A 14,076-nucleotide genomic window follows, 5' to 3' on the forward strand; every position below is an offset into this window, starting at 1 on the left:
TCAAGATTGGTTTACAACAGTATCCAGATCCGCAAGAAACATATCTATAATCTCATTATCCAGATGGGGCATGATAACCAATCTTAGTGCCTGTGGATTTCTCGTAAGAGAAACACGCCATCCAAAATCCTCGTAAAGTCTGTTTTGAATATCAACTGGTGACTCTACATCCAGAGCCACGATATTCATAACAGGTTCTATCACCGGCCGGATTCCTATATTCCTGGCCCCTGCAACAAGCCTGTCAGTCATATCCATACACCGTTGTACAATGGTACCATAACCTTTCCTTCCAAGATGGCGCATGACTGCATAGGTAGATACTACAGCTGCTCCACTACGGGTACCTGTCAGGGAATACTGACTACTTATAGTAAGATAAGGTGTCTTTACTGCCAGATTGTCAAGATCAAGACTGTTGCGGAAAAGTAATCCTCCTGAAGGAATGGTGCTTAAACCCATTTTGTGAGGATCTATTGTAACAGAAGATACACCCGCAATTTCAAAATCAAATTTATATTTAGCTTTGAGGAAAGGCAGTACAAAACCCCCAAAAGCCGCATCTACGTGGAAAGGTAAACCCTTTTCGATAGCTATATCAGAAAGAGTTTCAAGAGGATCTACCTGCCCAAACTCGGTAGTGCCGGCTATACCCACCAATCCTACAGTATTGTTATCTATCAGGCAATTAACTGCATCCGTATCCACCTGCAAATTGTCAGAAAGAGTTGCTCTGCGTATATCTATACCTGAAAGATCACCAACTTTATCAAAGGAAAAATGAGCTGAATCAGGAACAACAATGTTGGGATTTACAATTGATCTATTACGATTACGCATAGCTCTTACGGCCTGGATATTTGATTCAGTGCCTCCTGTACTGATATAACCACAGGCATCCGGAAGATGCAACATGGCACCCAGCATCTGCATGACCTGTTCTTCCAGTTCAAATGTCCCCTGAAAAAGACCTGGATCTCCCATATTAGCTTCGATGAAAGTACAATGGGCATACTATGCTATTTCATGAGGATAGGTACACATGGAACTCAAAACTTTCCTGTAATCACTATCCCTGTTTTTTTTTTGAGATAATTCCTTTAGAACTAAATCTCTTGTGATACCATTGCTATACATGGGAATCCTTTTCCTAGAAGAGCTTTTGAATTATAATCGTTTTGAGTTATATTTGATTTTCATATTTTTAAATTTCAGGAATTGCTAGAGGGGGACCCCATAGTTTCTATTGGAAACATAGTTCAATTTGAAAAAAAGGGATTTTTGTAAAACAAAGTTTTATATATTAAAACCTCTCTACTTACACTGCTATATTTTTTCAACATATTAAAAATATGTATTTCATATTTTTTCCTTATCTCCAGTTGAAATCATAGGGTCTCTCCCCTTTATAAATGTTCCAAACGAAACAAAGGGGTCTACCTTTTTTGTTCCTTTTAACATTTTAAAGATGTTTCTACAACTTTTTAACTATTTTTATACGTGCAGTTGAAACAAAGGGGTGTTTACCATAACTGTTAAGAATAGATACCTATATTTCCATTAGAGTACTAACAGAGGAAAATTACGTCCTTTTGCATATACCAAATATTGCTAAGAGGAGGTACCCGCTTTGGTTTCAATCTACTAAAAAAACGATTATACGGTATTGTCATATTACAAATAGAAGGTGTTTGGATGGATAATGGTTCACTTGATGGGTTATTTGAAGAGTTATTGGAGACAGAATCCCTTTTTAAGAATAAGGAAGTGTTGAGGCCCGCGTATACACCGGAAAATCTTCCTCATCGTAGTAACCAGATAAATAATATTGCTACGGTACTGGTATCAGCTTTGAGGGGTCATACACCTTCTAATGTTCTCATTTATGGAAAAACAGGTACAGGTAAAACTGCTGTTGCTAGATATGTGGGTATTGAACTTGAAAGGAAAAGTGATCATCTCAATGTACAATGTAATGTGCTTTACATAAACTGTGAAGTAATAGATACACAGTACAGGTTACTGGCCAATCTTGCAAAACAGTTTGGTGAAGATGTCCCTATGACAGGTTGGCCTACAGATCAGGTCTTCTTCCGATTTAAAGAGGCAGTGGATTCCCGCAAACAGGTGATCATAATAATTCTTGATGAAATTGATAAATTGATCAAGAAAGGGGATGATGTCCTCTATAATCTTTCCCGGATGAATACAGATCTTAAAAATGCCCGGGTAAGCATGATAGGCATTTCCAATGACCTGAAGTTCACTGAATTTCTGGATCCACGTGTAAAAAGTTCTCTGGGGGAGGAGGAAATTATCTTTCCACCCTATGATGCCGAACAGATAAGTGATATTCTCAGGCAGCGTGCTGCTATTGCTTATAAGGAAAACAGTATGGATGATATGGTAATTCCTCTTTGTTCTGCTTTTGCGGCACAGGAACACGGGGATGCACGGCGTGCTCTTGACCTTATGAGGGTTGCCGGGGAAATAGCCGAACGGGAGAAGAAGAACATTATCGAGGAAGAACACGTCAGGCAGGCCCAGGAAAAGATCGAAGTGGATCGTATAGTAGAGGTTATCCGTACTCTTCCTACCCAGTCCAAGCTTGCTCTCTATAGTGTGATGCTGCTGCGCAATAATGGCCACCGTAATGTGACAACGGGTGAGGTGTATAACGTTTATCGGCAGTTATGCCGCAATGTGGATATGGATATCCTGACCCAGAGAAGGGTTACTGATCTCATATCAGAACTTGATATGCTGGGTATCCTCAATGCTATAGTTGTAAGCAAAGGCAGATACGGGCGTACCAAGGAAATAATCCTGAGTGTGCCTGTGGAAAGTACCAAAAAGGTATTGCTTGAGGATTATCGCCTCAATATGCTGGCCGATTTCAAACCGGTGCTGACAGCACAGATGCATCTGTAATTATTTTCACTTTTTGTTCCATAGACAGCAGCAGTCGGCTATGTCCCTTATAGGCGACTGTATCGGATTAACAGTAGGTCCCTTTTTCTCTACAGGAGAAGGTCCTGGTTTAATACCTCTCATTCGAAACCAATATATTGGATTAGCTCATTGGGCCCATCACTGCTTAACAATGTTAACAGTATGAAAAATAAACGAAGGATAGGTAAAATGAGCATATTTTATCCAATAGATGAAAAACAGGTTACAAAGGCAATAGTTGAAGAGTTCACAGAGGAGTTTACAAGTTGTATTGATACCGATGTGATAATAATAGGTGGCGGCCCCAGTGGTCTTATGGCAGCAAAGGAGCTCGCAGCTGCAGGTGTCGACGTGGTAATCATAGAAGCCAACAACTATCTTGGCGGAGGGTTCTGGATAGGAGGCTATCTTATGAACAAACTCACGGTGCGTGCCCCTGCCCAACAGGTCTTCGATGAGATCGGGGTTCCGTATAAGGAATTTGAGGAAGGACTTTACGTGGCAAACGGCCCTCATGCATGTTCAAAACTCATTGCTGCTGCATGTGATGCCGGGGTCAAGATCATCAATATGACCAAATTCGATGATGTAGTCGTACGTAACGGAAAAGTTGCAGGCGCGGTGATAAACTGGACACCTGTGGGGGCGCTTCCAAGGGCAATTACATGCGTGGATCCGGTAGCCATCGAATCGAAGATTGTTATAGATGGAACAGGACATGATGCTGTGGTTGTGGAGTCCCTTGTAAACCGTGGTATTGTGGAATCCAAGGGATTTGACGGAATGTGGGTTTCAAAATCAGAGAACGTACTGGTTGAGAATACCGGGGAGGTTTATCCCGGCCTTATAGCCTGCGGAATGGCTGTCGCGACAGTACATGGACTGCCACGTATGGGCCCAACATTCGGAGGAATGCTTCTTTCAGGAAAGAAAGCTGCAGAGGTAGCAATTGACAAGCTCAAGGAGATGAAATAAAGGACTAAATATGTTCATCAGGATAGGAGGAGTCGGATATATCCAATATATGGAATCTTGTAACGGGCAACTCCGATTATCCATTCTTCTTTTACAGGAGAAAGATAACTGATCTGGCCCTGCTGGTCATAGTACCTGTTCGTTTTCATATTATCCCCTTTGGTTATGTAACCATCATACGGAGCTACAGGTCCCCCTTCCCACATTGGTTCGCCTTCTTCAACAAAATACATGGCCCTGTGGATTACCGGGGTCACTCCCTTCTGGCCGTAGGGTCGGTATAAGATGACATCTCCTTTTTTTTCAAATGAGATATAGTTCGCAGGCGCATCCCGGAATGTTTCTATCTGTGTCCTGTCAAGATCTTCAATAAAGATTATGTCTCCCCTGTACATGTGGGGTTCCATACTTCCTGATTCCACCGCGACCATTGGAGTCCACATTCCAAAGAATAGCTGGGACAGGATGCCGATAACTGCAAGAATAGCCAGTACCGATAACCCGTCACGTGCGATTCCTACCCAAAAATTATCGCTGTTTTTAAAAGTATGAATTATTTCCCCGATTTGCATGAATATTTCTCCGGATTGGCAAACTGAATTTGTCTGTATCAAGTTAAACTTATTGGTTTATTTCTGGTAAAATAATGTTTACCAAAGTATTGTTATACAGGAAAATTCTTGTAACTACATTATCAATATAGAGGTCTGTAATGCAAGAAATGTCTCTTCTTTCCGATTTGCTTGAAGCAGGCTACCAGGTAAGCCCTCAGGCAGCCGAGCTTATAACTTCTCACAACAATCCCCGTGCCCTTGTAAATCACATACTGGGAAATGTGGATGATTCGGTATTTGTTATAGATGTTGATGATATTGATTTCACGGGATTTGAAGAAGTAAAAGAGGCAGAGCTTCCATGCAAACAGGAACCTGTCACAAATACAAGTTCTGCAAATCCCATTTCTGTGCTTTCCGATATAACCGATTGCTCCACCTGTGTGGGGGAATACATGGAATTTGTGCAGTATTTCCGCAACCGTTACAGTCGGCTGAGTGAAATGATAAGGGGCAGGGTCAATGCCAGACCCATGGAAAGCCTGAAAGGCAAAAGACGTGTGCCCGGGGATGAGATTTCCATAATCGGTATGGTATCTGAGATTAAAAATACATCCAATGGTCATCGGCTGGTACGTTTTGAAGACCCTACGGGTTCCTTCCAGGTCCTTTTCAGTATGAATGATAAGGATATTTATGAGGGATCTAATAAACTTGTCCTGGATGATGTGGTGGGAGTAAGTGGCAATCTCACCAATGACGGCAAACTCCTGATAGCCAAAAAACTTGTTTTTCCGGATCTGCCCAATATGGGTTTATCTAAAAACGGTAGCCAGGGAAAAGCCCTTTTCATTTCAGATGTGCATATAGGCAGTAATACCTTCCTGCAGGAGCAATGGGACGATTTCATGACTTTTGTCACAAGGCAATCGGACAATCCTGAGCTTAACAAAATAGCACAGCAATTACGTTATATTGTGGTTTCTGGTGATATTGTAGACGGGGTGGGTATTTATCCGGGACAGGAAAATGAGCTTACCATACCGGATATTTATGATCAGTATGAGGAAGTTGCCCATTATTTCAACCAGATACCTTCTGATATCACAGTAGTTATTGGTCCCGGTAACCACGATGCTGTGCGCCAGGCCGAGCCCCAGCCCACATTCCCGGAGCGTATCAGGAAGATGTTTGATCCCAGGATAAAATTCGTGGGTAACCCGGCACTGGTGGATCTGGATGGGGTGCTTGTGTTGATGTACCACGGCCGTTCAATAGATGATTTTGTGGCAAATATACAGGGAATTTCCTACAGTGAACCTGAAAAGGCAATGCTTGAAATGGTAAAACGTCGCCATCTATCCCCGACCTATGGCAGCAGGGTTTCTATAGCTCCGGAGAAGACTGACCATTTTGTTATCGATCACATACCCGATATACTGCATTGTGGCCATGTCCATACCGTAGGGGTGAAGCAGTACAGGGGCACCCTGCTCATTAATTCAGGAACCTGGCAGGATCAGACCGAATTCCAGAAGCGGGTGAATGTGGTACCCGAACCTGCAAGGGTTCCGGTGGTCGACCTTGCCACTTTCCAGCCGACCATGCTGCAGTTTTGAACGTGCATTTTATATAATGCCAGTTAAGAGTTAGTCCGGATGGCTTCAGATTTATTACCTGATATTGATACATTAATAAAAAAACAGGGATACAGACTTGCAGGATCCCATTCAGCTGTCAAGACATGTCTGTGGATGAGACGGGCTGTGCGTGAGGAAGGAGAATGTTATAAAGCCCGTTTTTATGGGATAGCTTCCCACAGATGTTTGCAGATGACTCCTACCCTGTGCTGCAACCAGCGCTGCCTGCACTGCTGGAGGCCGGTTGAGCTTGATGTCCCAACTCCTCAAAAATGGGATTCTCCAGTGGAAATAATGGGGTCTTCAATAGAGTGTCAGCGCAACCTGATTTCCGGTTTTGGAGGTTCGGTCCCAAGAGAATTGTGGCAACAGGCCAATGAACCTACACATGTGGCTATCTCCCTGTCAGGTGAACCCACCCTTTATCCTTATCTGGATGGACTGATCGAAGAATTTCGCAGCAGAGGTGTCAGTACCTTTGTGGTAACCAACGGCACTGTTGTCGAAATGGTCAAACGCATAAACCCTTCCCAGCTCTACATGAGCCTGGATGCTCCTGACAGGCAGACCTACATGGAGGTTTGTTCTCCAAAAGATCCCGGTTTATGGGATAATATAAATGAATCCCTCAGTGTCCTTAAGGATAAAGAATGCAGGACTGCTATCCGTATTACTCTCATAAAAGGAGTTAATATGTTTGATGTGAAAGGTTATGCGGACCTTATCAGAAAGGCACAGCCTGATATTATTGAGGTCAAAGCCTATATGCACCTGGGTTTTTCCAGAAACCGGCTTGAAAGGGATGCCATGCCAGGCCATGAAGAAGTCCTTGATTTTGCAAATCAGCTTGGTTGTGAATTGGGTTATGAAGTTGGCGATCAGGTTGAAATAAGTCGTGTTGTCATGCTTTGTCGTGATGAAAGTGTTGTTGCTTCTAAATTGCCCGTTTGACGCACTGTCATAACTTATATTTATAATAATGGCTTATATGGTAAGCCTAGAGCATAGCGAATATCCCGACATTTTGATTAATTTTTGATTATGGAGTATCCTTACAATGGCCGAACAATCTGCTCATGAAAAATATGAATTCAAGAAAAAACTTGAATCCCTCCGAAATAAAAAGGGAAGGGGTACTGAACTCATATCCCTTTACATACCGCCTGACAAACAGCTGTCCGATGTAACTTCACAGCTTAAGACCGAACACAGTCAGGCTTCTAACATCAAATCCAAGGTCACCAAGACTAATGTACAGTCTGCGATTGATTCCCTGCTTTCCCGTCTTAAGTATCTCGAGATCCCGGAAAACGGTATAGTATATTTTACCGGAGCTGTGGATGTAGGTGCGGATAAAACCAATATGGAAACCACTATCATAAAGCCCCCACAACCTCTTACTATCTACAAGTATCACTGCGACTCTGACTTTTTCCTCGAACCACTGGAAGGAATGCTCAAGGAGGCCAAGACCTACGGTTTGCTTGTGCTTGACAGAAGGGAAGCCACAATTGGTTTACTTACAGGTAAACATATAGAATCCTACCGAAATCTTACCTCAACAGTGCCGGGTAAACAGAGAAAAGGTGGTCAGAGTGCTCAGCGTTTCCAGCAGCTGAGGCTTATAGCGATACATGATTTCTACAAGCGTATAGGAGACGCGGCCAGTGAAATTTTCATGACGGTTGATATGAAGGATTTCGAGGGAATATTGCTGGGTGGGCCTTCCCCGACCAAGGAAGAGTTCCAATCAGGAGAATTCCTGCATCATGAGCTGCAAAAGAAAATACTGGGCCTCTTTGATGTGGCCTACACCGATGAGTCGGGTCTGCAGGAACTTGTCAATGCCGCAAGTGAGCGGTTGCAGGACCTGGACCTGATGGTGGAAAAGAATTTGATGCAAAAGTTTTTCAAGGAACTGGTATCCGATTCCGGAAAAGCTGCCTATGGTGAGGAAGTAGTGCGTCAGAACCTGATGATAGGGGCCGTGGAGACACTGCTGATATCCGAGGATCTGAGGTCTGAAAGAATAAAGATCAGGTGTACTACCGGGGATTATGAAGATAATATAACCCGGGAAAATCAACCGGACCAGGAAAGTGTAGATGACTTTGGCAACTGTCCCAAATGCGGATCTTCCCTGGAAGTTGTTGAAAGAGTAGATATTGTGGATGAACTCTCGGAACTGAGCGATCAGATGGGAAGTGAGGTGGCTTTTATATCAACTGATTTTGAGGAAGGCGGCCAGCTTCTCAATGCTTTTGGTGGCATTGTTGCGATTTTGCGGTATAATACAGGTATGTAAGGTGATCATTTGTATCTTGAATTTGTTAACCAGGTAGTATCGGTACTGGAAAATGCCGTACAAAGAGCGGGTTTTGAACCGGTGGAGATAGCCCCCGAACCTTCCCAGCACGCAGACCTCTCTTCCAGGGCTGCTTTCAAGCTGGCCGCAGTTGCCAGGAAAAGTCCGGTGGAAGTAGCAAACCGGATCGTGGAAAATAGCCAGCTTCGGGAAAATAGTCTGATCGAAAGTATTGGGACTACCGGCCCCTACATCAATATCAAGGCCAGTAGAACCTATATTGACCGTACCTTTGAGACAGTCAGGAGCAAAAAGGAAGCTTTTGGCGGCAATTTTTATTCAGGAAAGATATTGCTGGAACACACCTCGGCCAATCCCAATGGTCCCCTGCATGTGGGCCACATACGCAATTCTATAATAGGTGACACCCTGACCAGGATTCTGAGAAAAGCCGGGTATGATGTGGATGCCCAGTATTACGTGAATGACATGGGCAGGCAGATTGCCATAGTTTCCTGGGCCCTGGAACATTTCGAAATGGATCCCGATCTCAAATCGGATCACGCTATTGCCAATGTATATATCAAAGCCAATGCAAGGCTTGAAGACGATCCCCAGAAGGTTGAACATATAGATAATTTGATGCAGCTTGTGGAATCCGGGGATGAGGAGGTCATAAAACGCTTTGATGATGCCGTGGACCTTGCTGTAAAAGGTATCCGCAGTACCTTACTTCGTATGAATGTCCATCATGATTCTTTTGTTAATGAATCCGGTTTTGTCCGCTCGGGGAAAGTGTCGGATATCGTGGATAAAATCCGAAAAACCGGTCGCACCGATGTGGATGATGGAGCCCTTGTGGTGGATCTTTCCGATTACGGATTTGAAAAAACCCTTGTTGTGCAACGCAGTGATGGTACTTCCCTTTATACTACACGAGACCTTGCCTATCATGAATGGAAAGCCAGGCAGGCAAATCGGATAATTGATATTCTGGGAGCGGATCACAAACTTATCTCCGGCCAGCTCAAAGCCACTCTCAATGCTGTCGGATTAAAGGAACCCGACATTGTAATCTTTGAATTTGTATCCCTGCCAGAGGGTTCCATGAGTACCCGAAGGGGTCAGTTCATCACCGCTGATGAATTGCTGGACAAGGTACAAGCAAGAGCCTTCGAGGAAGTTGAAAAACGCCGCCCAGAAATGTCACCTGAATTTATGAAAGAGGTGGCCGGTATGGTCGGTATCGGTGCTGTCAGGTATGATATAATCAAAGTTTCTCCGGAAAAATCCACGGTATTTGACTGGAAAGCGGCCCTGGATTTTGAAAAACAGGGGGGACCCTTTATACAATATTCCCATGCCCGTGCAAGCAGTATTCTCAAAAAGGCCGGTGAGGAGGGAATATGGGATCCCGAGTCAAAACCCAATGCTTCAGTACTGACCGATGAGTCCGAGATTACCCTGATAAAACAAATTGCTTTGTTTGATAAAGTATTGAAACAGGCTGCAGACGATCTCAAACCTCATATAATCGCTATCTATGGCAGGGAACTGGCAGATGCCTTCAACCAGTTCTACCGTTTCTCCCCGGTGCTGGGTGCCGAGACTGAAGAACTCAGGAACGCCAGGTTGGGTCTTGTGGACTGTGCCCGGATAGCGCTGGCCAATGTACTGGAAACCCTGGGTATGGGTGCTCCGGAATCAATGTGACACCCATGTTTGTCCTCGAACAGCTGGTAGTGGCCTATATTGGCCTTGCCAGTCTTTTTTCTTTTGTTATAATGGGAATTGATAAGAGAAAAGCTGTAAAGGGAGCCTACCGCATATCGGAGAAATTCCTTTTCACCTGCGCCTTTGCAGGGGGCAGCGTGGGTATCCTGACAGGCATGTATGTCTTTAAGCATAAGGTTCGCCGCTGGAAGTTCAAAGTGGGTATTCCTGCTATCCTTATTCTGGAGATATATCTTTATTTTATGTTTGCTTAATATTTTAAAAACTGAAATTTCTATCCGATTCAAAGTTACTGTCAATTTGTTTTCTAAGCATTCAAATTTTGATATCTGAAATTTTATGTTATTCAAACGGATAACATATTTTCACTTAGCAATAAAGCATATGTAGTAAAAGCGTTATTTTATAATGTTGAATTCAGTGAAGTTTGGCGCATGCAGCTTATCCAATTGGACTGGTTGATATGGAAAAAAAATACAAAATTGTTATGGGCTTTATATTATTGCTTCTTGTAGTTTATACTTTCTTTTTGGTATTGAATTATAGATAATGCGTATGGTGACAATAATTTATTATATCTTTGAAATGTGCATTCTATAATTAGCACTTGCTAAAAACAAAACCGTTTTTTATATATGTTAAAAATTTTTTATAACACAGATCATAAATCTAGAAATTATAATTTATTCAAAATCATTCAGATATTTATCCCTTGCCTGTTCCATTGCCCTGATGTTCACAACCGGGGTTTCAGGTGCAAGACCACAGCCCGGAGCCAGTATATCCACTCCCTCCTCCAGGCATTTGAATGCTTCCTCCTCAACCTCATCCGGTGTACTGTAAAGCAGGGTATTTGTCGTTGATATGTTCCCTATGAGAATGGTCCTTGAGCCGATCTGGGATTTTGCTTCAGCTACACTGACATTTTCCTCAATACCGATTCCTTTAAACCCGCAGTTTGCTAGTGAGGAGAGGATGGCTGTCGTATTACCACACATATGCATAACAACCGGCCCTTCAATTGAATGGGTAAAATGCTGATATGACGGTTTGATAAGGGTCTCGAATAACAGACAATCGAGCGTTTCCGGTCCGGCAACCGTATCATCCAGGCAGATCACATCGGCTCCGGCTTCAAAAAGTAATTCTGCATACCCTTCACAAATGCAGGTTGCTTCCCTGATATACATCTTGAAGGTTTCAGGCTTGAAAAGAGCCCACTTCAGGTAATTCTGTGCTCCTATAATATGGTAAACCAATGTAGCAGGGCCTTCCATTCCTGCAATCAGCGGTACATCCGGTGCAAGGTTTTTCAACCTGCGTGTGGTTTCCAGTACCACAGGTACCCTTGCCCTGTTATAAAGATCGGGGGGAATATCGGGTTTTTCCTCTTTTTCGGCAAAAGGATGGGATATCACTTCAGGAGGCTTATTTATGGTTCCCAGGTCAATTTCACATCCCAGCGCTTCGGCAAGGACTGTCAGGCAAAAGGGGTAGCGTATTGCTTCCAGTCCCCCGATAGTATGTGCTGCCAGAGAGAGTTCTGCCATCTGAAATGCGCTGGAGTGAGCCTGTGGCCAGAACGCTCCGGTAGTTTCCATCAGACCGTTTGTGGCTGTCTGGGTCACCGATAGTACAGGTATCAGCCCTTCCTCTTTTCCGGCTAGAACATTGAGTAAATTTTCTCTGAGTACAGATTGCATTTTGCTTCCTATTCTCCTACATTGAATATTGCGCAATTGTTATTAATGAAGCTTGCTCATTGGAAAGCATGACTGAACTGATTTTCGATGATATCGGCAGTTTCCCTCTTCAAGGAGGAATAAGTGCAGAGTGGTTAAGAGAAGCAATACCCGCACATGAACCTGCGGCTTTTGATGTCATCAAATCCACATTCCGGCAAAAACTGGATGCCGGTGTGGACGTTGCAACCTATCCTCAGTTTCAGGATATGAATAAACAATTCCTTTCAATCCTTGATAATCCTGAATGCATAGAGGGTCCCTTTGACGTAAAGGCAAGTTGTGCGAAGATTATTGAACTTGAAGCGATAGAAAAAGCTGCAGAAGAGTATCGAACAGAAACCGGTATAAAACCCAATGTCCGTGTTTGTGTGACCGGGCCACTGGAATTATACTTGCAGGAATTCGGTGGAACTTCCTATGATGACATACTGGAACTTTTTGGACAAAGCATTGACAAATTTGTAACCAATGCAATTGATGACGCATCCAATTTCAATGTACATACCGTATCCATTGATGAGCCCAGTATCGGTATCAACCCGCAGGTCATGTTTGATGATGATGAAATTATAAATGCACTGGAAAAAGCCTCTGCAACCGCTTCCCGCAAGGGAGTGGACGTAGAGATCCACCTGCATTCCCCGCTGTACTACGAGCTTGCCTGTCGTACATCAGGTATCAATGTAATTGGTGTGGAATCAGCAGCCAGTCCCACCTATCTGGAACTGATTGATAAAAAGGTGCTCGAGGAAACAGATTCTTTCCTCAGGGCTGGTGTGGCGCGAACGGATATTTTCAATCTTGTAGCCACTCTCAATGAAAAATATTCAACCAATGCCTGGCAGAAGCCTGCAATGCTCCAGGAACTGGTAACTGACATGGAAACTCCCGCTACAATCCTCAAGCGTCTGGAACATGCTTATGGAATATTCGGGGACCGGGTCAAATATGTCGGGCCGGATTGTGGTCTGGGCTCCTGGCCGACTCCGGAAATAGCTTCTACCCTGCTTGGTAATGTAGCAGAAGCCCTTGATACTTTCAGGAATTGAGTAGTGAGGTTACAAACGGTTCTACTATTGAAAGGGCCCGGGTAATTATATCGGGTGTAACCTCTGTCTCTATGAAAGCAGTTATTAGAAGCAATAGTACAAACAATAAGTAAATCTTCCAGAATAAGGGGGAAAACAGGATTGTACCTGTATTCCTTTCCTCTGTTGCTATATCTGCCTCCAGGTCTGCTATATTATCGGAAACGAAAAGATTTTTGTCCCTTACAAGCCGGCAGTTGGAATCTGCAATTACATACCCGATGGAAGTACTGACAAGGATGACCGGAATTTCGATTATCCCATGGGGAAGGATTGCGGATATGAAAAAAGTAACATTATAGACAATTCCACCCACAAGTCCATTGATTCCGGCCAGGTGGTAACCTGAAAAAGCTCCATTGAATAGGTGGAAAGCAAAAAGCATTCCCAGAATGGCCCCGTTGGCGGCTGCTACGAGGAGGGGAACTGAAAATGGGACTATTGCTGTAAGCAGCTGGAAATGATACCTGCTGTAGCCTGTATAATTCCATACTGAATTTTCTGCTGATTGGGTATTGAAGGATCGGAATCCAAAAAAGCGCTCAGCAGGCCACTCCAGTAACCTGTAGATCGGATAGAGGTCTTTTTCCATTGCAATGGAGATTTTTGCATAATTGTGATGCTGCCTGCGGGATGTTATATCTTTCAACAGGAAGCGATTTAAATAGACAAAAATTGCTGTCCCTGCCGAAGCGGTAAGAGCAGCGAGGCTATTAAAAAGGAATATCGACCAGTTAATTCCCACGTATCCTGCGCCCCGATGGACTTTTGAAGTTGCTGCGGATGTGGCTTTCTCAATAGTCTCATTTATAGTTACAGGTTCTGCCAGCATCGTCATAATTGCATAAGTTGCCAGTGCCAGTAAAGCTGTCAATGTGGCTGAATAAGTAAATATTTTCAGACACCACAGAAAAGCAGGCCATTTTATCAGGGAATTTGGTTTGGATGACATATTCCGACCATTTTTTGGTAATATTAACTATAACTTTAATATACTTCTAAAGTATAATATTCATTTAGTTTAATATAACCTGATGTATGCATTGGATACCTAGAAGGTTTTGCATATATTATTTGAGGGTA

Annotated in this window: 11 protein-coding genes and 1 pseudogene; 8 read left to right on the plus strand and 4 right to left on the minus strand. The window is 43.4% G+C overall.

Annotation, left to right across the window (positions count from 1 at the left end):
* A pseudogene (gene mfnA, locus EFE42_RS00185) lies at positions 1–999 on the minus strand (tyrosine decarboxylase MfnA); the annotation flags it as partial.
* Between the two features lie 696 nt (positions 1,000–1,695).
* Here mfnA and EFE42_RS00190 point away from each other — a divergent pair.
* Both EFE42_RS00190 and EFE42_RS00195 read left to right on the plus strand, forming a co-directional pair.
* The gene (locus tag EFE42_RS00190; protein WP_123135338.1) at positions 1,696–2,931 is read left to right on the plus strand and encodes an ORC1-type DNA replication protein; all 1,236 of its coding nucleotides are present in this window, start codon (positions 1,696–1,698) and stop codon (positions 2,929–2,931) included.
* A 210-nt stretch (positions 2,932–3,141) separates the two neighbouring features.
* On the plus strand, positions 3,142–3,927 hold the full coding sequence (locus EFE42_RS00195; protein ID WP_123135339.1) for a sulfide-dependent adenosine diphosphate thiazole synthase: 786 nt from the start codon (positions 3,142–3,144) through the stop codon (positions 3,925–3,927).
* A gap of 17 nt (positions 3,928–3,944) precedes the next feature.
* Here the strand turns inward: EFE42_RS00195 and EFE42_RS00200 are convergent, their stop codons facing one another.
* Positions 3,945–4,499, minus strand: a complete 555-nt coding sequence (locus tag EFE42_RS00200) for a S26 family signal peptidase (RefSeq protein WP_123135340.1) — start codon at positions 4,497–4,499, stop codon at positions 3,945–3,947.
* 140 nt (positions 4,500–4,639) lie between these two features.
* On the opposite strand from EFE42_RS00200, the gene EFE42_RS00205 reads away from it, so the two are divergent.
* The 5 genes from EFE42_RS00205 to EFE42_RS00225 all read left to right on the plus strand — a co-directional run bounded on the left by EFE42_RS00205 (position 4,640) and on the right by EFE42_RS00225 (position 10,414).
* Entirely contained in the window at positions 4,640–6,100 is a 1,461-nt protein-coding gene (locus EFE42_RS00205; RefSeq protein ID WP_123135341.1) for a DNA-directed DNA polymerase II small subunit, read from the plus strand.
* A gap of 39 nt (positions 6,101–6,139) precedes the next feature.
* The gene (gene twy1, locus EFE42_RS00210) at positions 6,140–7,072 is read left to right on the plus strand and encodes a 4-demethylwyosine synthase TYW1 (protein WP_123135342.1); all 933 of its coding nucleotides are present in this window, start codon (positions 6,140–6,142) and stop codon (positions 7,070–7,072) included.
* A 106-nt stretch (positions 7,073–7,178) separates the two neighbouring features.
* Entirely contained in the window at positions 7,179–8,426 is a 1,248-nt protein-coding gene (prf1, locus tag EFE42_RS00215) for a peptide chain release factor aRF-1 (protein ID WP_123135343.1), read from the plus strand.
* Positions 8,427–8,435: 9 nt separating this feature from the next.
* Positions 8,436–10,139, plus strand: a complete 1,704-nt coding sequence (gene argS / locus EFE42_RS00220) for an arginine--tRNA ligase (protein ID WP_123135344.1) — start codon at positions 8,436–8,438, stop codon at positions 10,137–10,139.
* Between the two features lie 5 nt (positions 10,140–10,144).
* Positions 10,145–10,414, plus strand: a complete 270-nt coding sequence (locus tag EFE42_RS00225) for a DUF1294 domain-containing protein (protein ID WP_123135598.1) — start codon at positions 10,145–10,147, stop codon at positions 10,412–10,414.
* A 429-nt stretch (positions 10,415–10,843) separates the two neighbouring features.
* On the opposite strand, the gene mtaA is transcribed toward EFE42_RS00225, so the two are convergent.
* Positions 10,844–11,863, minus strand: a complete 1,020-nt coding sequence (gene mtaA / locus EFE42_RS00230) for a methylcobamide:CoM methyltransferase MtaA (protein ID WP_123135345.1) — start codon at positions 11,861–11,863, stop codon at positions 10,844–10,846.
* Positions 11,864–11,931: 68 nt separating this feature from the next.
* Here mtaA and EFE42_RS00235 point away from each other — a divergent pair, with 68 nt between their 5' ends.
* A complete protein-coding gene (locus EFE42_RS00235) occupies positions 11,932–12,954 on the plus strand; it encodes a methionine synthase (RefSeq protein ID WP_123135346.1) in 1,023 nt (340 codons plus the stop codon).
* Here EFE42_RS00235 and EFE42_RS00240 read toward each other — a convergent pair.
* Entirely contained in the window at positions 12,944–13,945 is a 1,002-nt protein-coding gene (locus EFE42_RS00240; protein ID WP_123135347.1) for a stage II sporulation protein M, read from the minus strand. The two genes, EFE42_RS00235 and EFE42_RS00240, sit on opposite strands and share 11 nt — an antisense overlap.
* Positions 13,946–14,076 lie beyond the last annotated feature (131 nt).

Source organism: Methanohalophilus sp. RSK (assembly GCF_003722075.1).
Lineage (GTDB): Archaea > Halobacteriota > Methanosarcinia > Methanosarcinales > Methanosarcinaceae > Methanohalophilus.

Coding starts and splice junctions, on each gene's coding strand:
- EFE42_RS00190 (WP_123135338.1), top strand. CDS start 1,696: ATGGATAATGGTTCACTTGATGGGTTATTTGAAGAGTTATTGGAGACA.
- EFE42_RS00195 (WP_123135339.1), top strand. CDS start 3,142: ATGAGCATATTTTATCCAATAGATGAAAAACAGGTTACAAAGGCAATA.
- EFE42_RS00200 (WP_123135340.1), bottom strand. CDS start 4,499: ATGCAAATCGGGGAAATAATTCATACTTTTAAAAACAGCGATAATTTT.
- EFE42_RS00205 (WP_123135341.1), top strand. CDS start 4,640: ATGCAAGAAATGTCTCTTCTTTCCGATTTGCTTGAAGCAGGCTACCAG.
- twy1 (WP_123135342.1), top strand. CDS start 6,140: ATGGCTTCAGATTTATTACCTGATATTGATACATTAATAAAAAAACAG.
- prf1 (WP_123135343.1), top strand. CDS start 7,179: ATGGCCGAACAATCTGCTCATGAAAAATATGAATTCAAGAAAAAACTT.
- EFE42_RS00225 (WP_123135598.1), top strand. CDS start 10,145: ATGTTTGTCCTCGAACAGCTGGTAGTGGCCTATATTGGCCTTGCCAGT.
- mtaA (WP_123135345.1), bottom strand. CDS start 11,863: ATGCAATCTGTACTCAGAGAAAATTTACTCAATGTTCTAGCCGGAAAA.
- EFE42_RS00235 (WP_123135346.1), top strand. CDS start 11,932: ATGACTGAACTGATTTTCGATGATATCGGCAGTTTCCCTCTTCAAGGA.
- EFE42_RS00240 (WP_123135347.1), bottom strand. CDS start 13,945: ATGTCATCCAAACCAAATTCCCTGATAAAATGGCCTGCTTTTCTGTGG.